This window comes from Streptomyces flaveolus, from assembly GCF_014648815.1.
Taxonomy (GTDB): Bacteria; Actinomycetota; Actinomycetes; order Streptomycetales; family Streptomycetaceae; genus Streptomyces; species Streptomyces flaveolus.
On record NZ_BMRV01000015.1, the window covers coordinates 103,773 to 122,991 of the forward strand.

The 19,219-nt window shown below is 72.0% G+C and carries 17 protein-coding genes; 13 read left to right on the forward strand and 4 right to left on the reverse strand.

The window, feature by feature from the left end; genetic code table 11:
- The first annotated feature begins 19 nt into the window (after nucleotides 1–19).
- The 9 genes from IEZ05_RS29165 (at nucleotide 20) to IEZ05_RS29205 (ending at nucleotide 11,372) form a co-directional block, all read left to right on the forward strand.
- The gene (locus IEZ05_RS29165; protein ID WP_189233251.1) at nucleotides 20–451 is read left to right on the forward strand and encodes a hypothetical protein; all 432 of its coding nucleotides are present in this window, start codon (nucleotides 20–22) and stop codon (nucleotides 449–451) included.
- A 55-nt stretch (nucleotides 452–506) separates the two neighbouring features.
- Nucleotides 507–1,397 (forward strand): TatD family hydrolase, encoded by an 891-nt coding sequence (locus IEZ05_RS29170; protein WP_189233252.1) that lies wholly within the window; start codon nucleotides 507–509, stop codon nucleotides 1,395–1,397.
- Nucleotides 1,398–1,520: 123 nt separating this feature from the next.
- Entirely contained in the window at nucleotides 1,521–2,822 is a 1,302-nt protein-coding gene (locus IEZ05_RS29175) for a resuscitation-promoting factor (RefSeq protein WP_229869910.1), read from the forward strand.
- A gap of 58 nt (nucleotides 2,823–2,880) precedes the next feature.
- On the forward strand, nucleotides 2,881–3,741 hold the full coding sequence (gene rsmA / locus IEZ05_RS29180; protein ID WP_189233253.1) for a 16S rRNA (adenine(1518)-N(6)/adenine(1519)-N(6))-dimethyltransferase RsmA: 861 nt from the start codon (nucleotides 2,881–2,883) through the stop codon (nucleotides 3,739–3,741).
- Between the two features lie 7 nt (nucleotides 3,742–3,748).
- Nucleotides 3,749–4,648 (forward strand): 4-(cytidine 5'-diphospho)-2-C-methyl-D-erythritol kinase, encoded by a 900-nt coding sequence (locus tag IEZ05_RS29185; RefSeq protein WP_189233254.1) that lies wholly within the window; start codon nucleotides 3,749–3,751, stop codon nucleotides 4,646–4,648.
- Between the two features lie 55 nt (nucleotides 4,649–4,703).
- The gene (locus IEZ05_RS29190; protein ID WP_189233255.1) at nucleotides 4,704–6,518 is read left to right on the forward strand and encodes an ABC-F family ATP-binding cassette domain-containing protein; all 1,815 of its coding nucleotides are present in this window, start codon (nucleotides 4,704–4,706) and stop codon (nucleotides 6,516–6,518) included.
- Between the two features lie 247 nt (nucleotides 6,519–6,765).
- Nucleotides 6,766–8,547, forward strand: a complete 1,782-nt coding sequence (locus IEZ05_RS29195) for an outer membrane protein assembly factor BamB family protein (protein ID WP_189233256.1) — start codon at nucleotides 6,766–6,768, stop codon at nucleotides 8,545–8,547.
- An 88-nt stretch (nucleotides 8,548–8,635) separates the two neighbouring features.
- Nucleotides 8,636–10,504, forward strand: coding sequence for an outer membrane protein assembly factor BamB family protein (locus IEZ05_RS29200; protein ID WP_189233257.1), 1,869 nt, complete (start codon nucleotides 8,636–8,638; stop codon nucleotides 10,502–10,504).
- Between the two features lie 193 nt (nucleotides 10,505–10,697).
- Nucleotides 10,698–11,372: a helix-turn-helix transcriptional regulator gene (locus IEZ05_RS29205; RefSeq protein WP_189233258.1), complete on the forward strand. Its 675-nt coding sequence runs from the start codon at nucleotides 10,698–10,700 to the stop codon at nucleotides 11,370–11,372.
- A 412-nt stretch (nucleotides 11,373–11,784) separates the two neighbouring features.
- Here IEZ05_RS29205 and IEZ05_RS29210 read toward each other — a convergent pair whose 3' ends face one another.
- Together IEZ05_RS29210 and IEZ05_RS29215 are read right to left on the reverse strand one after the other, a co-directional pair.
- Entirely contained in the window at nucleotides 11,785–12,093 is a 309-nt protein-coding gene (locus IEZ05_RS29210) for a hypothetical protein (protein WP_189233259.1), read from the reverse strand.
- Nucleotides 12,094–12,114: 21 nt separating this feature from the next.
- Nucleotides 12,115–13,794 (reverse strand): sodium:solute symporter family protein, encoded by a 1,680-nt coding sequence (locus IEZ05_RS29215; protein WP_189233260.1) that lies wholly within the window; start codon nucleotides 13,792–13,794, stop codon nucleotides 12,115–12,117.
- Nucleotides 13,795–13,972: 178 nt separating this feature from the next.
- On the opposite strand from IEZ05_RS29215, the gene galT reads away from it, so the two are divergent.
- From galT to galK, 3 genes are read left to right on the forward strand one after another with little or no spacing between them, the layout of a single operon-like run.
- Complete coding sequence (gene galT, locus IEZ05_RS29220; protein ID WP_189233261.1) at nucleotides 13,973–15,034, forward strand: galactose-1-phosphate uridylyltransferase; 1,062 nt, start codon at nucleotides 13,973–13,975, stop codon at nucleotides 15,032–15,034.
- Nucleotides 15,031–15,993: a UDP-glucose 4-epimerase GalE gene (galE, locus tag IEZ05_RS29225; RefSeq protein WP_189233262.1), complete on the forward strand. Its 963-nt coding sequence runs from the start codon at nucleotides 15,031–15,033 to the stop codon at nucleotides 15,991–15,993. The genes galT and galE overlap by 4 nt, the downstream gene beginning before the upstream one ends.
- A gap of 44 nt (nucleotides 15,994–16,037) precedes the next feature.
- The gene (gene galK, locus IEZ05_RS29230; RefSeq protein WP_189233263.1) at nucleotides 16,038–17,210 is read left to right on the forward strand and encodes a galactokinase; all 1,173 of its coding nucleotides are present in this window, start codon (nucleotides 16,038–16,040) and stop codon (nucleotides 17,208–17,210) included.
- On the opposite strand, the gene IEZ05_RS29235 is transcribed toward galK, so the two are convergent.
- The gene (locus IEZ05_RS29235; RefSeq protein ID WP_189233264.1) at nucleotides 17,194–17,649 is read right to left on the reverse strand and encodes a GNAT family N-acetyltransferase; all 456 of its coding nucleotides are present in this window, start codon (nucleotides 17,647–17,649) and stop codon (nucleotides 17,194–17,196) included. The genes galK and IEZ05_RS29235 overlap by 17 nt on opposite strands.
- Nucleotides 17,650–17,938: 289 nt before the next feature.
- Between IEZ05_RS29235 and IEZ05_RS29240 the strand changes: the two genes are divergently transcribed.
- Nucleotides 17,939–18,706: a response regulator transcription factor gene (locus tag IEZ05_RS29240; RefSeq protein WP_189233265.1), complete on the forward strand. Its 768-nt coding sequence runs from the start codon at nucleotides 17,939–17,941 to the stop codon at nucleotides 18,704–18,706.
- On the opposite strand, the gene tamR is transcribed toward IEZ05_RS29240, so the two are convergent.
- Nucleotides 18,665–19,162, reverse strand: coding sequence for a MarR family transcriptional regulator TamR (tamR, locus tag IEZ05_RS29245; RefSeq protein WP_188181585.1), 498 nt, complete (start codon nucleotides 19,160–19,162; stop codon nucleotides 18,665–18,667). The genes IEZ05_RS29240 and tamR overlap by 42 nt on opposite strands.
- Between the last annotated feature and the right edge of the window lie 57 nt (nucleotides 19,163–19,219).

Below are 19,219 nucleotides of genomic sequence, written 5' to 3' on the forward strand. Positions count from 1 at the left end.
GCGGACAGCAGGAGCCGGCATGAGTGAGATCACCGGGCAGCCCGGACTGCGGGCCGGAGCCACCGCCGTCGCCCACGAGTCGTACTCGTTCGCCTGCATGCGATGCGGGCACGGCTGGGAGCAGTCGTTCGAGATAGAGCACCACAAGGACGCCGACGGCCGCGAGTTCGTGCTCTACGTGGCGGACGGCCGCATCGTGCCCTCCCCGCTGAGCCGGCCCACGTGCGCCAACTGCGACAGCCACGTCGTACGGATCATGCGGCCGGGGCGCGTCGCCTCGGTGCGCGGCACCGGGCACGGCGTCCACCGGGTGCCGCCGGCCGGACCGCTGGAGGTCCCGCAGGTGCCCGAGCGGCCGGGACCGGGGACTCCGGGAACCTCGTCCGGGCACCGGCGCCGGCACCTGTCCGACCTCCTCCAGGCCCTCCACCTCCAGCGCAGGGCGAGCTGACCGTCCCGCGGCCTCCGGACATCCGCACGGCATGCTCCTTTCGTAGGATCGGGGCATGCCTTCGAACGCCTCGGACCGGACCGACAAGAACGACGCCCCGCCGCTCCCCGAACCCCTGCGGGTACCGGTCGCCGACTCGCACACCCACCTCGACATGCAGTCGGGCACGGTGGCGGAGGGCCTCGCGAAGGCCGCGTCCGTCGGCGTCACCACGGTCGTCCAGGTCGGCTGCGACCTCGCCGGCTCCCGCTGGGCGGCCGAGACGGCGGCGGAGTACGACGCCGTCCACGCCACCGTCGCCCTGCACCCCAACGAGGCCCCGCGCATCGTCCACGGCGACCCCGACGGCTGGTCGAGGCAGGGTGCGCGGCAGCCCGGCGGGGACGCGGCCCTGGACGACGCCCTCGCGGAGATCGACCGGCTGGCCGCGCTGCCGCAGGTCAAGGGCGTCGGCGAAACGGGCCTGGACTACTTCCGCACCGGGCCCGAGGGCAAGGAGGCCCAGGAGAGGTCCTTCCGCGCCCACATCGAGATCGCGAAGCGGCACGGCAAGGCCCTGGTCATCCACGACCGCGACGCCCACGCCGACGTCCTGCGCGTCCTCAAGGAGGAGGGCGCCCCCGAGCGCACCGTGTTCCACTGCTACTCCGGCGACGCGGAGATGGCCGGGATCTGCGCCGAGGCCGGGTACTACATGTCGTTCGCCGGCAACGTCACCTTCAAGAACGCCCAGAACCTGCGCGACGCCCTCGCCCTCGCCCCGCTGGAACTGGTCCTGGTGGAGACCGACGCGCCGTTCCTGACGCCGGTCCCGTACCGGGGCCGCCCCAACGCGCCCTACCTGGTCCCGGTCACGGTGCGGGCGATGGCCGCCGTGCGCGGCATCGACGAGGACGCCCTGGCGACGGCCCTCGCGGCGAACACGGCCCGCGCTTTCGGCTACTGACACACGTACGGACACACATACGGACATACGGTGCGTCACTCGACGTAGCCGCGTCGCTTTGGAGAGTGACGGACGCTCGGCTAGGTTCTGGGGGCCCGATCCGGACCCCTGGAGCGTGTCGGCGTGAGCAGAACGCAGTTCGAGCCCTACGAGACCTGTGAACCGTACGACGTGCACAGCGCGCCGACCCTGCCCTACGGGGAGACGTACCGGCCCGCCTACGAGGCGGCCGGGCCCGCACTGCCCCGGCAGAGCGCCCCACCGCGCGCGGCCGTCCCCGCGGCGGGCGGGCGGGCCGCGCACCGGCGCCGGACCCGGTACGCCGGGCGCGCGGACGGCACCGTGCGCCGGCTGCTGCCGCAGGCGCTGGTCGTGGCGTTCCTCGCCGGCGGCACCACCGCCTTCGTGGCCAAGGACAAGGCGGTGGAGCTGACCGTCGACGGCAGGCCCCGCACCCTGCACACCTTCGCCGACGACGTGACCGAACTGCTCGCCGAGCAGAGCATCCCGGTGGGCGCCCACGACGTCGTCTCGCCCGCCCCCGGGGCACCGCTCACCAGTGGTGACGAGATCGCCGTCCACTACGGGCGGCCCGTCCTGCTCACCCTCGACGGCCACCGGCGCCAGGTGTGGACCACCGCCGAGACCGTGGAGGGGGCGCTGCGGCAGCTGGGGGTCCGGACGGAGGGCGCCCACCTGTCCACGTCGCGTTCCCGGCGCATCGGACGCGAAGGGCTGGCGCTGGACGTCCGCACCGAACGCGTGGTGACGGTCATGGCGGACGGCCGGGCCCGCACCATCCGCACCAACGCCGCGACCGTGCACGAGGCCGTCGAGCAGGCCGGCGTCACCCTGCGCGGCCAGGACACCACCTCCGTCCCCGGGACCGGCTTCCCGCGCGACGGGCAGACCGTCACCGTGCTGCGCGTCACCGACACCACGGAGGTCCGCGAGGACCCCCTCCCCTTCGCCGAGGAACGGACGGAGGACTCCTCCCTGCTCCGGGGCACCGAGGTCGTCGAGCAGGCGGGGCAGCCCGGACTGCGCCGCACCACGTACGCCGTGCGCACCGTCAACGGGGTCCGGCAGAAGCCGCGCAGGCTGCGCACCGAGGTGGTGCGCGAACCCCGCCCCCAGGTCGTGCGGGTCGGCACCCGGCCCCGGCCCGTCTCCGTGCGGGGCGCCGACCACCTGAACTGGCAGGGCCTGGCGGCCTGCGAGTCCGGCGGACGCCCGGACGCCGTCGACCCCTCCGGGACGTACGGGGGCCTGTACCAGTTCGACACCGCCACCTGGCGGAGCCTCGGCGGGCAGGGCCGCCCCCAGGACGCCCCGGCGGCGGAGCAGACGTACCGGGCCAAGAAGCTCTACGTGCGCAGCGGGGCGAGCGCCTGGCCGCACTGCGGGGCCCGGCTGCGGGGATGACCGGCGGTGCCCGGCCGCCCCGGGCCGCCCGGCGGACGCCCCCGGCTACCCTTGCGGGGTGAGCAGCCCCACCTCCGACGCCCTTCTGGGCCCCGCCGACGTCCGCGAACTCGCGGCGGCCCTCGGCGTGCGCCCCACCAAGCAGCGCGGCCAGAACTTCGTCATCGACGCGAACACGGTCCGCCGTATCGTCCGCACCGCCGAGGTACGCCCCGACGACGTGGTGGTCGAGGTGGGACCGGGTCTCGGCTCGCTCACCCTGGCCCTCCTCGAGGTGGCCGACCGGGTCACCGCCGTCGAGATCGACGACGTCCTCGCCTCCGCCCTGCCCGCCACCGTCGCCGCCCGGATGCCCGCGCGCGCCGACCGGTTCGCGCTCGTCCACTCCGACGCCATGCAGGTGACCGAGCTGCCGGGCCCCGCCCCGACCGCGCTCGTCGCCAACCTGCCCTACAACGTCGCCGTGCCCGTCCTCCTGCACATGCTCGAGACCTTCCCGAGCATCGAGCGCACCCTCGTCATGGTCCAGGCCGAGGTCGCCGACCGGCTCGCCGCCGGACCCGGCTCGAAGGTGTACGGCGTGCCGTCCGTGAAGGCCAACTGGTACGCCGAGGTCAAGCGGGCCGGCGCCATCGGCCGCAACGTCTTCTGGCCCGCGCCGAACGTCGACAGCGGACTGGTGTCACTCGTCCGGCGGACCGAGCCGCTGAAGACCACCGCGTCCAGGCGCGAGGTGTTCGCCGTCGTCGACGCCGCGTTCGCCCAGCGCCGCAAGACCCTCCGGGCCGCTCTGTCCGGCTGGGCCGGGTCGGCCGCCGCCGCCGAGGCCGCCCTCGTCGCCGCGGGCGTGTCGCCGCAGGCGCGCGGAGAGGCGCTGACCGTGGAAGAGTTCGCGCGTATCGCCGAACACAAGGAGTGACGAGCAAGTGAGCGTGACGGTCCGCGTCCCCGCCAAGGTCAACGTGCAGCTCGCGGTCGGCGCCGCCCGCGCCGACGGCTTCCACGACCTGGCCAACGTCTTCCTCGCGGTCTCGCTGTACGACGAGGTCACCGCGACCCCGGCCGACGCCCTGCGCGTCACCTGCGAGGGCCCGGACGCCGACCAGGTCCCGCTGGACCGCACCAACCTGGCCGCGCGCGCGGCCCTCGTCCTCGCCGAGCGGTACGGCCGCGAGCCCGGCGTCCACCTGCACATCGCCAAGGACATCCCCGTGGCCGGCGGCATGGCGGGCGGCAGCGCGGACTGCGCCGGCGCCCTGGTCGCCTGCGACGCCCTGTGGGGCACCGGCGCCTCCCGGGCCGAGCTGCTGGAGATCTGCGCCGAGCTGGGCAGCGACGTCCCGTTCAGCCTGGTCGGCGGGGCGGCGCTGGGCACCGGGCGGGGCGAGCGGCTGACGCAGCTGGAGGTCGGCGGCGACTTCCACTGGGTGTTCGCAATGGCCGCGCGGGGCCTGTCCACGCCGGCGGTCTTCCGGGAGTTCGACCGGCTGGCGGAGGGCCGGGACGTCCCCGAGCCGGTCGCCGCGCAGCCCGTCCTCGACGCCCTCGCCAAGGGCGACCCCGCGGCCCTCGCCGTGGCGGTCACCAACGACCTCCAGCCCGCGGCGCTGTCCCTCTTCCCCGAACTGTCCGACACCCTCGCGGCGGGCCGGGCGGCGGGGGCGCTGGCGGCGCTGGTCTCGGGCTCGGGCCCGACCACGGCCTTCCTCGCCCCGGACGCCCGGTCCGCGTCGGACATCGCCGGGGTGCTGAGGGCGTCCGGCACCTGCCGCGACGTACGCACGGCGTCGGGCCCGGCGGCGGGGGCGACGGTGCTCGGATCCTAGGGACCGGCGGCCGGGACTACCCTGGAGGGTCGATCGTCCCCCAGGCAGGAGAGAAATGGCCGTCAACCTGGTCAATGTCGAGAACGTCAGCAAGGTGTACGGCACCCGTGCACTTCTCGACGGCGTGTCCCTCGGCGTCTCCGAAGGGGACCGCATCGGTGTCGTCGGCCGCAACGGCGACGGCAAGACGACCATGATCCGGATGCTCGCCAAGCTGGAGGAGCCCGACACCGGACGGGTCACCCACTCCGGCGGGCTGCGGCTCGGCGTGCTCACCCAGCACGACTCCCTCGACCCCGAGGCCACCGTCCGCCACGAGGTCATCGGCGACATGCCCGACCACGAGTGGGCGGGCAACGCCAAGGTCCGGGACGTGCTGACCGGCCTGTTCGGCGGGCTGGACCTGCCCGGGTTCCCGCAGGGACTGGACACCGTCATCGGTCCGCTCTCCGGCGGCGAGCGGCGCCGGATCGCACTCGCCAAGCTGCTCATCGACGAGCAGGACCTGATCGTCCTCGACGAGCCCACCAACCACCTCGACGTCGAGGGCATTGCCTGGCTCGCGCGGCACCTGCGCGAACGCCGCTCGGCCCTCGTCTGCGTCACCCACGACCGCTGGTTCCTCGACCAGGTCTGCACCCGCATGTGGGACGTCCAGCGCGGCGACGTCTACGAGTACGAGGGCGGCTACTCCGACTACGTCTTCGCCCGCGCCGAGCGCGAGCGCATCGCCGCCACCGAGGAGACCAAGCGGCAGAACCTCGTCCGCAAGGAGTTGGCCTGGCTGCGGCGCGGCGCCCCCGCCCGCACCTCCAAGCCCCGCTTCCGCGTCGAGGCCGCCAACGAGCTGATCGCGGACGTCCCGCCGCCCCGCGACAGCAGCGAGCTGATGAAGTTCGCGTCGTCCCGGCTCGGCAAGACCGTGTTCGACCTGGAGGACGTGACCGTCCAGGCCGGCCCCAAGGTGCTGCTCAAGCACGTCACCTGGCAGCTCGGCCCCGGCGACCGCATCGGCCTGGTCGGCGTCAACGGCGCCGGCAAGACCTCCCTGCTGCGCGCGCTCACCGAAGCCGCCCGCAGCGAGGGCGAACAGCAGCCGGCGGGCGGGAAGGTGCGCGTCGGCAGGACCGTCAAGCTGGCCTACCTGTCCCAGGAGGTCGCCGAGCTCGACCCCACCTGGCGGGTGCTGGAGGCCGTGCAGCGCGTCCGCGAGCGCGTCGACCTCGGCAAGGGCCGCGAGATGACCGCGGGCCAGCTGTGCGAGACGTTCGGCTTCGGCAAGGAGAAGCAGTGGACGCCGGTCGGCGACCTGTCCGGCGGTGAGCGGCGGCGGCTCCAGCTGCTGCGCCTGCTCATGGACGAGCCCAACGTCCTCTTCCTCGACGAGCCCACCAACGACCTCGACATCGAGACCCTGACCCAGCTGGAGGACGTCCTCGACGGCTGGCCCGGCTCGATGATCGTCATCTCCCACGACCGGTTCTTCATCGAGCGCACCACCGACCGCGTCTTCGCCCTGCTCGGCGACGGCGCCCTCCGGATGCTGCCGCGCGGCATCGACGAGTACCTGGAGCGGCGGCAGCGGATGGAGGAGGCCGCGGCGGCCAACGCCCCCGCGCCGGCGGCGAAGCCGGCCACGGAGGCGGGGGAGAAGAGCGCCGCCGACGTGCGCGCCGCGAAGAAGGAGCTCCAGAAGATCGAGCGGCAGCTCGACAAGATCTCCGAGAAGGAGACCAGGCTGCACGGCCAGATCGCCGAGAACGCCACGGACTTCGCGAAGGTGGCCGAACTGGACGCCGAGCTGCGCGCCTTGGCCGGGCAGCGCGACGAGCTGGAGCTGCGCTGGCTGGAACTGGCGGAGGACGCCTGACCCGCGGCGGACCCCTGCGCATACGGGGCGCGCAGCGCGTGAAGGGGGCGTGAAGGCGCGTAACGGAGGCATCACGGGCCGGTCCTCCCTTGGGAACAGGGGCGGACGCGGCCCGGTGTGCTGTCGGTACCGGGTGATAGAAAGGGCCGTCTGAAGACTGTCTGAGACCGCCCGATGACGCTTCCGAGGCCAGCGCGTACCTCGGGGCGTGGCGAAAAATCAGTGAGCAATAAGGGGGAACGCGCTGATGAGCCAGCCGCCCAACCAGCCGCCGCAGCAGGGTGGTTTCGGAGCACCGCAGGATCCGCCGCCGGGCGGTGGTTTCGGAGCGCCGCAGACGCCTCCGCCCCCGCAGGGACCGCCCCAGACGCCCCAGCCGCCGCAGGGCCCGCCGCCCGGACCGCCGCAGCCGGGGTACGGCTACCCGCAGCAGCAGCCCGGTCCGTACGCGCAGCCGGGCCCGTACAACTCCGGCCCGTACGCCCAGCCCCAGCAGCCGGGCCCGTACGGCCAGCAGCCCGGCTACGGCTACCCGCAGCCCCAGTTCCCCGGCGGGCCCGGCACCCCGCCGCCCGGCGGCTCCGGCTCCCGCAACCCCTTCAAGGGCAAGCCGGCCCTCGTGATCGGCGCCGCGGTCGCGGCCCTGCTCGTGATCGGCGGCACCGTGTGGGCGGTCACCGGCACCGGGGACGACGGCAAGGACAAGAAGCCGGTCGCCGAGAAGAGCGACGACGCCAAGCCCTCGGCCTCCGGTGGCGCCCCGGTCGACCCGGGTGACGGCAGCGGCGACGGCGGCGAGGACCCCGAGGACCTCAACGAGGGCCGCCAGGCCGGGGAGTCCAAGGTGCTCTGGTACAAGGAGGCGCCCGACGCCCCCGGTTCCGGCGCCGACGCCGACGGCATGTGGATCACCGACAAGGCCGCGGTGAAGGCGGCGTACAAGCAGCTCTTCGCCTACAACGTCGGTGACGGCAAGCCCACCTGGGACCCGATCACCTTCCCGCAGAAGATCTGCGCGGTCACCCCGGACAAGACGGCTCAGAACACGATCGTCGTCGCCTACATGAGCGGCTCCAGCGACCGTGCCGAGTGCAACCAGCTCCAGCAGGTCGACCTCGCCACCGGCAAGCAGGGCTGGAAGGAAGAGGTCGAGGAGGGCGAGCTGTTCGACTCGACGCTCTCCCTCGAACTCACCGTCAGCGGCAACACCCTGATGGTCGGCCGCTCCCAGTCCGGCACCGCCTACGACGTCACCAGCGGCAAGAAGCTGTACGACAAGAAGCGGTACGGCGACGCCTGCTTCCCCGCCGGATTCGCGGGCAGCGCCACGAAGCTCGTCCAGGTCGCCTCCTGCGGCGCCGGCGGCGACAACGCGCACGACGAGATGCAGGGCCTCGACCCGAAGACCGGCAAGGTCCTGTGGACCTACAAGTACGAGAAGGGCTGGCAGGTGGCGCGGGCCTACTCCGTCGACCCGCTCGTCGTCTACGCCACCAACGAGGACAAGAAGGTCTGGAACATCTCCAGCTTCACCCCCGCCGGCCGGGTCCAGGCGCAGGTCGGCGTCGACGAGGACTTCGCCCCCGAGTGCGGCTGGGCCATCCTCGAACGCGACCTCCAGGGCTGCACGGGCGTCGTCGTCGCCGACAACACCCTCTACCTGCCGACCGAGGCGACCACCGGGGCCAACGAGATCGTCGCGATCAACCTCGCCGACGGCAAGGAGAAGTGGCGCACGAAGTCCCCCGCGGACGAGTCGATGCTGCCGGTGAAGGCCGAGGGCGGCGCGCTCGTCGCCTACGTGGAGCCGTCGTACGACGCGGGCGGTCAGGTCGTGTCGATCCCGACGGGCGGCGGCAGCCACACGCCGGCCAAGCTGCTCCAGAACCCGCAGGGCGCCGCGGACGTCGAGGACAGCTTCTACTCGCGCGACATCGACTGGGCCGACGGGCGCTTCTACCTCTCCAGCACCCGCCTGACCGGGAACGACGACGCGAAGGAGAAGTTGATGCTCGCCTACGGCAAGTGACCTTCTCCGCCCCCGCCGTCCGCCCCGCCGGGGCCGTCCGGCCCGTCCGGCCGGTCCCGTCGTCTCCGCTCTCCGAGGTACTCACGCCATGACCCAGCCGCCGCCCCCGCCGCCCCACCAGCCCCCGCAGGGAGGGGGTTTCGGCCCGCCGCAGGACCAGCCGCCGCAGCCGTCCCAGCCCGCCGCCCCGCCGGCGGGGCCGAACCTCGGCAAGGCTCCCGAGCCCGGGTACGGCTACCCTCAGGCCCCGGGGACGCCTCCGCCGGCCCCGCAGCCGCCCGCGGCTCCGCCGCAGCCGGGGTACGGGTATCCGCAGCCCCCGCAGGCGCCCCAGCCCGGTTACGGCTACCCCGGCCAGCCGGGCGGGTACGGACAGCCGCAGCAGCCCGGGCCCTACGGACAGCCGACGCCGCCGTACGGTCAGCCGGGGCAGCCCGGCTACGGATATCCGCAGGCGACCGCGCCGATGCCGGTCCAGCCCGGCGGAACGGGCGGCGGGCGGAAGATCAGCGCATCGATGGCGATCATCGTGGCGGCCGTCGTCGCGATCGCCCTCATCGTCGGCGGCGGGGTCTGGTACGCGAGCTCCTCCGGCAAGGACGACGACAAGAACACCACCGCCGGCACCACCGGCGGCAAGGGCGGCACGGACGAGAAGGGCGGCACCGGCGGCACCTCCTCCGGCGGCGAGGAGAAGGTGCCGTCGGACCCGTCCGCCAAGGTCCTCTTCCAGGTCCCGGCGCCCCCGGTGAGCAAGGACGACAGCAGCATCGTCGTCGCCGGCTCCTGGCTCACCGACTCGGTGTACGCCAAGAGCGGCATCGCCCAGATCGTCGGCTACGAACCCGACAAGGGCACCAAGCTGTGGACCGTCCCGCTGGCGGGCCCCGTCTGCACCACCAGCCGGCACCTCACCGAGGACAACAAGGCGGTCGTCGTCCACGAGCCCGCCATGCCGACCAAGGCCGACCCCTCGCACGGCTGCAGCCAGGTCGCGCTGATCGACCTGAACACCGGCAAGACGGTGTGGACGAAGACCGGCAAGTCCGGTGACCAGCCGATCTCCTTCAACAACGTCACGATCAGCGGCGGCACCGTCGCCGCCGGCAGCACCAGCGGCGGCGTCGCCTGGGACATCGCCACCGGCAACGTCCTGTGGTCCCCGAAGGCGACCGACTCCTGCTACGACGCCGGCTACGGCGGCGGGGAGAAGCTGGTCGCGGTCCGCAAGTGTGGCACGTACGAGGCGCGGCAGCTGAACATCCAGACCCTCGACCCGAAGTCCGGCAAGGTGCTCTCGGAGTACAAGATGGCCAAGGGCATCGAGTACGCGGGCATCGTCTCCACCAACCCCCTGGTCGTGGCCGCCGACGTCGGCGACTCCGCCGGTGACGGCAGCGGCATCTCGGACTTCTTCTCCATCGACAACAAGACCGGCAAGCTGCGCACCCGCATCTCGGCGCCGGGCGAGCAGTTCGCCGCCCGCTGCGACACCATCAGCAAGATCGAGCAGTGCTCCGGGCTCGCGGTCGGCAACGACCGGATCTACATCCCGACCGAGGAGCACGAGGGCGGTGGCGAGGGGTACTCCCAGACCAACGAGATCGTCGCCCTCGACCTGGCCACCGGCAAGCAGACCGGGCAGCGCGCCGACGCCGGCGAGGGCTACAGGATCACCCCGCTGCGCATGGACGGCGGCAACGTGATCGCCTACAAGAGCACGTACTCCAAGGGCGGCCAGATCGTGAGCATCGACGGCGGCACGTTCAAGGAGACGAAGCTGCTGGAGAACCCGGCGGACGAGGCCGTGCAGGACGTGGAGCTGAGCATGTCGCCGGAGTACTCCGAGATCCTCTACTCGCAGGGCCACCTGTACATGTCGCAGGTGTACGCCAGTGAACAGACCAGTGCGGACGAGAAGGAGTACCTGGCCATCGGGTTCGGCACCAGCGGCTGAGCCGGCCCATCCCCCTCGGGCGTGCGTTCACGGCCCCGTCCCTGTCCAGGGGCGGGGCCGTATTGCGAGGGATTTCGGCGTTCCGGGGCAGTTCTTACCGGTAGGGGCAGCGCGACGTCGAACTTGCGTGTAGCTTCCGGGGGCATGAGGCGGGGCCGGGGGGCCGCGGGCCGGGGGGACTGGGGGTTGCTCTATGGGAGTGCGGCTCATGGTGGTCGACGATCACCGATTGCTCGCCGAGGCGTTGGCCTCGGCGTTGAAGCTGCGGGGGCACCGGGTGCTCGCCGCGGCGGCGCCCGCCGCGGGGGCGGCGGAGCTGGTGATCAGCCGGGCGCCGGAGGTGTGCCTGCTGGGCACGGCGACACCGGCCGAGCCGGGGATCTTCGACCCGGTGGTGCGGGTCAAGCGGGAGCGGCCGCAGGTGGCGGTGCTGGTGCTGGGGCCGGTGCCGAGTCCGCGCGGGATCGCTGCGGCGTTCGCGGCGGGGGCGTCGGGGTACGTCCGGCACGACGAGCGCATCGAGGGGGTCGAGCGGGCGATCATGAAGGCGCGGGCGGGGGAGGCGGCGGTGGCGCCGGCGCTGCTCCAGGGGGCGTTCGGGGAGCTGCTGAATCCGGCGGCCCAGCCGGACGACGAGGGGCAGCGGTTGCTGTCGATGCTCACCCCGAGGGAGGTCGAGGTCCTGGTCCGGGTCGCCGACGGCGAGGACACCCGGGGGATCGCGGCCGGCATGGGCATAGCGCCCTCGACCGCGCGTACGCATGTCCAACGGGTCCTGATGAAACTGGGCGTGGGCTCCCGACTGGAGGCAGCCGCGCTGGCGGCCCGGACGGGATTGCTGGACCGAGCGGGCGCCTCCGGCGGGTGAGCGGTATGCCTGCGGCGGCCTGTGCGGGTTCGGTGGGGGTGCGGGGTGCCTGCGGCGGCCCGTGCGGGGGGTGCGGGTAGCGCGGTGCGTTGTCCGTGGGTCGGGGCCGCGCCGGGGGGTGTCCGTCCTCGGAACGGCGCGAAATCGGTCCCTTTCCAGCAGACGGGGCGTTGACGCGCCAACCGCTGCGGGCGGACACCCCCCGACACGTCCCCTTCTCGCCGTACGCGTCTGACCGGCCGCCTGGCTGCCCTAGCTGCGGGCAGTCGTGCCGCTGGGGCGGCACGGGTGGGCGCAGCGGCACCCCGGCAACGCCGGGCCACGCGACCCACCCGCGGGCCACCTCAGCGCCGGGCCACGCGTCAGGCCCGCCCCGCACCCGCGCCGAGTGACCCGCGTCAGAACCTGGCCGTCACTTCTTGTCGGCCTCGTCCACCGGCGGTGCCGGCGGGGCGATGGGCCGCAGCTTCAGCCAGGCCAGGAAGAACAGACCCAGCACCAGCATCCCCACCCCCGTCCACAGATTGATGTTCACCCCCTGCGCCTTGTCGATGTCGTCGTCGGACGCCACGAAGCCCGCGATCGTCACGATGACGCCGTAGACCACGAACAGCCCGCCGATGATCCGCCGGATGTCGAACAGCCGCGCGGCGGTCGCGGACTTGCTCTCCAGCTCGGAGACCTCGTCCTGGACGTTCTTGTCGGAGTAGGAATCGGACATGTTCTCTCAATCCTCCCGCGATCAGAACGAGAACGGGATGTAGCAGGCGGCGGCCAGCACGACCGCACCCCAGCCCAGCAGCGCCGGCTTGCGGTACCACGCGTCGTCGCCCGCGGCGGGCGCCTCGGACATGCCGGGGGAGCGGGTGCCGTAGACCAGGCCCTGGAGCTCGGCGACCGGCTTGGGCTTGGTGAACAGGGAGACGGCGACCATGACGACCGCTCCGGCGACGAAGCCCGCGATCGCCGAGACGAAGTTGGCGCCCTGGTCGGAGGGGATGTCGATGATGCCCTGCTTGTAGATGACGAAGTAGTTGACCATCGCGGCGGTGGTGCCCGCGATCAGCCCCCAGAAGCCGGACTTCATCGACGCCCGCTTCCAGAACATGCCGATGATGAAGACCACGAACATCGGCACGTTGAAGAAGGAGAACAGCGTCTGGAGGTAGCTCATGATGTTCGAGAACGACGAGGCCAGGAACGCCGTGCCGATGGAGGCCAGCACACCGATCACCGTGATCAGGCGGCCGAAGCGCACGTAGTACGCGTCGTCGCGGTCCTTCACGACGTACTTCGCCCAGATGTCGGTGGTGAAGACGGTGTTGAAGGAGGAGACGTTCGCCGCCATGCCCGCCATGAAGGCCGCCAGCAGGCCGGTCACGGCGATGCCGAGCACGCCGTTGGGCAGCAGCTGCTGCATCAGGTACGGGATCGCGTCGTTGTACTGGAGGTCCGAGCCCGGCGTGCCGATCTTCGGGACGAGGACCGCGGCGACCAGGCCCGGGATCATCACCAGGAAGACGATGAAGATCTTCGGGAACGCGGCGATCAGCGGCGTGCGCTGGGCCGCCGAGAGGTTCTTCGCCGACAGGGCGCGCTGCACCTCGGCGAAGTTCGTCGTCCAGTAGCCGAAGGAGAGCACGAAGCCGAGGCCGAGGACGATGGTCAGCCAGTTGGCGCCCAGCGGGTTGGCGCTGCCGATGCCCGTGCCGCCCCACGAGGTCATGAAGTCGGCGCCGTGGGACTTGGTGAGGGAGTCGGACAGGCCGTCCCAGCCGCCGACCTTCTTCAGGCCCAGGATGCTGATCGGGATGAGCGCCGCCATGATCACGAAGAACTGGAGGACCTCGTTGTAGATCGCCGAGGAGAGTCCGCCGAGGGTGATGTACGCCAGGACGAAGAAGCCGGCGACCACGATGGCCACCCACTCAGGCCACCCGAGCAGCGCCTCCACGACGATCGCGAGGGCGTAGAGGTTCACGCCGGCGATCAGGATGGCCGCAAAGGCGAACAGGATCGAACTCAGCAGATGCGCCGCCTTGTCGAAGCGGAGAAGGAGGAACTCCGGGACCGAGCGGACCTTCGAGCCGTAGTAGAACGGCATCATCACCAGGCCGAGGAAGACCATCGCCGGAATGGCGCCGATCCAGTACCAGTGCGTCGTGTAGACGCCGTACTGCGCGCTGTTGGCGGCCATCCCCAGGATCTCGGTGGCACCGAGGTTGGCCGAGATGAAGGCGAGACCGGTGATCCAGGCGGCCAGCGACCGTCCGGACAGGAAGAAGTCCAGGCTGGTCTTGACCGAGCGGCGGGCGGCGAAGCCGATGCCGAGGACGACGACGAAGTAGATCCCGAGGATCGTGTAGTCGAGCCAGTTGGTGGGGAGTCGAAGCTCCGCGGCTAGATATGTGGGGGTATGCATACGAACTCGCTTCGTTGCGCGAACTGATCCGGAGCGGAACCTACGCCTCCGCGTTCAGTAATTGAACACTTCTGCTGATGTTCTTTGTTTGATTGTGATGATCGGGGTGCTGGTGGGTTGTGATGTGTTATGTTTGATTGTGTTGGGTGATTGGGTGTGGGTGTAGAGGAGTGCGGCAGTGAAGAAGACCTCGACCCGGCTGGCCGACGGTCGCGAGCTCGTCTACTACGACCTGCGCGACGACGCCGTGCGGGACGCCGTGGACCGCCGCCCGCTGGAGCGGACCGTCACCACCTCTCAGGTCCGTCGCGACCCGCTGCTCGGCGACTCGGTCGCCATCGCCTCGCACCGTCAGGGCCGCACCTACCACCCGCCCGCCGACCAGTGCCCCCTGTGCCCGTCCGCGGGCGAGCGGCTGAGCGAGATCCCCGACGCGTCGTACGACGTGGTGGTCTTCGAGAACCGTTTCCCCTCCCTGGCCGGCGACTCCGGCCGCTGCGAGGTCGTCTGCTTCACCTCCGACCACAACGCCTCGTTCGCCGACCTGAGCGAGGAACAGGCCCGGCTCGTGCTCGACGCCTGGACGGACCGCACCTCGGAGCTGTCGCATCTGCCCTCCGTCGAACAGGTCTTCTGCTTCGAGAACCGCGGCGCCGAGATCGGCGTGACGCTCGGTCACCCCCACGGGCAGATCTACGCCTACCCGTTCACCACCCCCCGCACCGCCCTGATGCTCCGTTCGCTCGCCGCGCACAAGGAGGCGACCGGCGGGGCGAACCTGTTCGACGCGGTGGTCGAGGAGGAACTGGCGGGCGAGCGGGTCGTCCTGGAGAGCGAGCACTGGGCCGCCTTCGTGCCGTACGCGGCGCACTGGCCGTACGAGGTGCACCTCTACCCCAAGCGGCGCGTGCCCGACCTGCTCGGCCTCGACGAGGCGGCGCGCACAGAGTTTCCCCAGGTCTACCTGGAACTGTTGAGGCGCTTCGACCGGATCTTCGGGGAGGGTGAGCCCCCGACGCCGTACATCGCGGCCTGGCACCAGGCCCCGTTCGGACAGCTGGAGGACTTCGAGGGCGTGACGCGGGACGACTTCGCGCTGCACCTGGAGCTTTTCACTATTCGCCGTACGTCCGGCAAGCTGAAGTTCCTCGCGGGCTCCGAGTCCGGCATGAACGTGTTCATCAACGACGTGCCCCCGGAGCGCGCGGCCGAGCGACTGCGAGAGGTAGCGAGTTCATGAGCGGGAAGTACCTGGTGACGGGTGGGGCCGGTTACGTCGGCAGTGTCGTCGCCCAGCATCTGCTGGAGGCCGGCCACGAGGTCGTCGTCCTCGACAACCTCTCGACGGGCTTCCGCGAGGGCGTGCCGGCGGGCGCCACGTTCATCGAGGGCGACATCCGCGACGCCGCCAAATGGCTGGACGCCTCGTTCGACGGCGTCCTGCACTTCGCCGCTTTCTCGCAGGTCGGCGAGTCGGTCGTGAAGCCCGAGAAGTACTGGGACAACAACGTCGGCGGCACCATGGCCCTGCTGGAGGCCATGCGCACGGCGGGCGTGCGCCGGCTCGTCTTCTCCTCCACGGCCGCCACCTACGGCGAGCCCGACGAGGTGCCGATCGTCGAGTCCGCGCCGACCAGGCCCACCAACCCGTACGGCGCCTCCAAGCTCGCCGTCGACCACATGATCACCGGCGAGGCGGCGGCCCACGGGCTGGGCGCGGTCTCGCTGCGCTACTTCAACGTCGCCGGCGCGTACGGCGCGTACGGCGAGCGGCACGACCCCGAGTCGCACCTGATCCCGCTGGTCCTCCAGGTCGCGCAGGGCAGGCGCGAGGCGATCTCCGTCTACGGCGACGACTACCCGACGCCGGACGGCACCTGTGTGCGCGACTACATCCACGTCGCCGACCTGGCGGAGGCCCACCTGCTCGCCCTGGACGCGGCCGTCCCCGGCGAGCACCTCATCTGCAACCTGGGCAACGGCAACGGCTTCTCGGTCCGCGAGGTCGTCGAGACCGTCCGCCGGGTGACGGGCCACCCGATCCCCGAGGTGGTGGCCCCCCGCCGGGGCGGCGACCCGGCCACCCTGGTGGCATCGGCCGGCACCGCCCGCGAGAAGCTGGGCTGGAACCCGTCCCGCGCGGACCTCGCGGGAATCGTCGCCGACGCGTGGGAGTTCGCGCAGCGGCACGCGAAGTAGACCTGCGGTACGTGGAGAAGCACGGAAGGGCGAGGGGTCAGGGCATGAGCGAGGCTGTCGCGCAGACGGTCGGGGAGCGGTTCCGCGAGCTGTACGGGGAGCGGCCGCAAGGGGTGTGGGCGGCGCCGGGCCGGGTCAACCTCATCGGCGAACACACCGACTACAACGACGGCTTCGTCATGCCGTTCGCCCTGCCCCACACCGCGGTCGCCGCGGTCTCCCGGCGCGACGACGGCGTCCTGCGCCTGCACTCGGCGGACATCGACGCCGGCCCCGTCGAACTGCGCGTCGCCGACCTGACCCCCGAGGCCGACAAGTCCTGGACGGCCTACCCCTCGGGCGTCGTCTGGGCCCTGCGCGAGGCCGGGCACGAGATCACCGGCGCCGACATCCACCTGGCCTCGACGGTCCCGTCGGGCGCGGGCCTGTCCTCGTCGGCGGCCCTGGAGATCGTCGTCGCCCTGGCCCTGAACGACCTGTACTCCCTCGGCCTGCGCGGCTGGCAGCTGGCCCGCCTGTGCCAGCGCGCCGAGAACGTCTACGTCGGCGCACCGGTCGGCATCATGGACCAGACGGCGTCCGCGTGCTGCGAGGCCGGGCACGCCTTGTTCCTGGACACCCGCGACCTCTCGCAGCGCCAGATCCCCTTCGACCTGGCCGCCGAGGGCATGCGCCTGCTCGTCGTCGACACGCAGGTCAAGCACTCCCACAGCGAGGGCGAGTACGGCAAGCGCCGCGCCGGCTGCGAGAAGGGCGCCGCCCTGCTGGGCGTCGACGCGCTGCGGGACGTGCCGTACGCGGAACTGGACGCGGCGCTCGAACGGCTGGGCGACGAGGAGGAGGTGCGCCGCCTGGTCCGCCATGTCGTCACGGAGGACGAGCGCGTGGAGCGGGTGGTGTCGCTGCTGGAGTCCGGCGACACCCGCGCCATCGGCCCGGTCCTCATCGAGGGCCACGTCTCCCTGCGGGACGACTTCCGCATCTCCTGCCCGGAGCTGGACCTGGTCGTCGACACGGCCCTGGAAGCCGGTGCCCTGGGCGCGCGGATGACCGGCGGCGGCTTCGGCGGCTCGGCGATCGTGCTGGTGGAGACGGCGGACGTGGACGGCGTCACCAAGGCGGTCGAGGAGGCGTTCGCCGCGGCCGGCTTCACCGCTCCCCGGGTGTTCGAGGCGGTGCCCTCGGCGGGCGCGCGGCGGCTCAGCCCAGCCGCTTGACCAGGGTGTACTCGGTGATCCCCGGCGGATAGTCGGGGATCACGCACACCACCTCGTAGCCCCGCCCGCGGTAGAAGCCCGGCGCCTGGAAGTCCCAGGTCTCCACGCGCGCCGCCGCGCAGCCCCGTTCGTCGCGGGCCGCCCGTTCCGCCTCGCCCAGCAGTGCGGCGCCCAGCCCCGCGCCCCGGCACCGGCCGTCCACCCACAGATAGGTCACGTGCAGCCAGGTCGCCCAGGTGTGCCCGACCAGACCGCCCGCGAGGCCGCCCCCGTCGTCCAGGGCCCAGACGTGCAGCGGGAATTCGCGTTCGTGAGGGGTGCCGCGCAGGGAACGCAGGATCGACGAGGCGGCCGTGTTCGTCTCCCGCAGGCGGGTGCGCAGCAGATCGCGCCGTGCTTTGTCTACTTCTGTCACTAGACGAAACATGCGGCTCACCATAAACGCGCCCGGCTGTCAGTTCTGCAAATAACCTTCCGCTCCCGGCGCCCGCCCGTACTCTGATGGACAGCACCGGTGGGGGCCGGTGCCGATCAGGGGGCGAGACAGCCGGGTACGGGGCCCGGGACGGGGGTAGCGGTTACGCACGGCGGCGGCCGTGCGGCTGCGGCGACCCGTCCCCGGTACCGAACGCGAGGACGGGCACGGGGCTTCGGGCTCCGTGCCCGCGCCGGTGTCGTCCTTTGGCGACGTATCCCCTGCTCCTCGGGAGCGTGGGGAAGGGGGTTCCGTGGTGCGCATCCGAGTCCTGGTCGTCGACGACCACCGCATCTTCGCCGAGTCGCTCGCCGCCGCCCTGGCCGCCGAGCCGGACGTCGAGGTCTCCGCGGCCGGCAGCGGTCCGGCCGCGCTGCGCTGCCTGGAGCGGGCCGCGGCCGAGGGGCGGCGGTTCGACGTGCTGCTCGTCGACGCCGACCTGGGCGGTCATGTGCCCGGCGCCCGGCCGGCCGTGCCCGTGCGGGACGGCAACGAGGACGGGCTGGTGGACGGCATCTCGCTGGTCACCGGGGTGCGGTCGGCGCAGCCGGGTGTGCGGATCGTCGTCCTCGCCGAGAAGGACGATCCCCGGCGGGCCGCCCTGGCGCTGGGTGCCGGTGCCTGCGGATGGGTCGCCAAGGACTGTTCCCTCTCGCGGCTGCTCAGCGTCATCCGGGGGGTGCTGCGCGACGAGACGCATCTGCCGCCCGCGCTGCTCACCGGCGTCCTGCGCGAGCTGACCGCCGCCCGCAAGCACCGGACCGAGAGCGAGCGGCTGGTGGAGTCGCTGACCCCGCGCGAGCGGGAGGTGCTGCGCTGCATGGTCGCCGGACTCGGCCGCAAGGCGGTCGCCGAGCGGCTGTACCTGTCCCCGCACACGGTGCGGACCCACATGCAGAACGTGCTGGGCAAGCTGGGTGTCCACTCCACCCTCGCCGCGGTCGCGCTGGCGCGCAGGGCCGGGGTGGGGCCGGTCGACCTAACCGGGGATGTTGTCGAACGGGGCGGTCAGCTGGCGTAGCAGCGCGGCCAGTTCGCTGCGCTGGGCCCGGGAGAGTTCGGCCAGGATGGCGCGCTCCTGGTCGAGGAGCCCGGCCAGTGCCTGGTCGGCGCGGTCCCGGCCCTCGTCCGTGAGCCGTACCAGCACGCCGCGCCGGTCGCTGGGGTCGGGCAGGCGCTCCACCAGGCCCTTCTTGGCGAGGCGGTCGATACGGTTGGTCATCGTGCCGGAGGTGACCAGGGTCTGCGTGAGCAACTGGCCCGGCGAGAGCTGGTACGGGGTGCCCGCCCGGCGCAGCGCCGTCAGGACGTCGAACTCCCACGGCTCCAGCTGATGTTCGGAGAAGGCCAGCCGACGTGCGCGGTCCAGGTGCCGCGCGAGCCTGCTCACCCGGCTCAGCACCTCGAGCGGTTCCACGTCGAGGTCCGGGCGCTCCCGGCGCCACGCTGCGACCAGCCGATCGACCTCGTCCTCCATGACGATCAGTGTAGTGGTTGTGTCGATGTGAAGTCTCTTGAGGTCAATCATCTTGAC

What these genes read in the sequence shown, in the direction of transcription:
- IEZ05_RS29165 (WP_189233251.1), top strand. Translation starts at nt 20, where the DNA reads ATGAGTGAGATCACCGGGCAGCCCGGACTGCGGGCCGGAGCCACCGCC.
- IEZ05_RS29170 (WP_189233252.1), top strand. Translation starts at nt 507, where the DNA reads ATGCCTTCGAACGCCTCGGACCGGACCGACAAGAACGACGCCCCGCCG.
- IEZ05_RS29190 (WP_189233255.1), top strand. Translation starts at nt 4,704, where the DNA reads ATGGCCGTCAACCTGGTCAATGTCGAGAACGTCAGCAAGGTGTACGGC.
- IEZ05_RS29195 (WP_189233256.1), top strand. Translation starts at nt 6,766, where the DNA reads ATGAGCCAGCCGCCCAACCAGCCGCCGCAGCAGGGTGGTTTCGGAGCA.
- IEZ05_RS29200 (WP_189233257.1), top strand. Translation starts at nt 8,636, where the DNA reads ATGACCCAGCCGCCGCCCCCGCCGCCCCACCAGCCCCCGCAGGGAGGG.
- IEZ05_RS29205 (WP_189233258.1), top strand. Translation starts at nt 10,698, where the DNA reads ATGGGAGTGCGGCTCATGGTGGTCGACGATCACCGATTGCTCGCCGAG.
- IEZ05_RS29210 (WP_189233259.1), bottom strand. Translation starts at nt 12,093, where the DNA reads ATGTCCGATTCCTACTCCGACAAGAACGTCCAGGACGAGGTCTCCGAG.
- IEZ05_RS29215 (WP_189233260.1), bottom strand. Translation starts at nt 13,794, where the DNA reads ATGCATACCCCCACATATCTAGCCGCGGAGCTTCGACTCCCCACCAAC.
- galE (WP_189233262.1), top strand. Translation starts at nt 15,031, where the DNA reads ATGAGCGGGAAGTACCTGGTGACGGGTGGGGCCGGTTACGTCGGCAGT.
- galK (WP_189233263.1), top strand. Translation starts at nt 16,038, where the DNA reads ATGAGCGAGGCTGTCGCGCAGACGGTCGGGGAGCGGTTCCGCGAGCTG.
- IEZ05_RS29235 (WP_189233264.1), bottom strand. Translation starts at nt 17,649, where the DNA reads ATGGTGAGCCGCATGTTTCGTCTAGTGACAGAAGTAGACAAAGCACGG.
- tamR (WP_188181585.1), bottom strand. Translation starts at nt 19,162, where the DNA reads ATGGAGGACGAGGTCGATCGGCTGGTCGCAGCGTGGCGCCGGGAGCGC.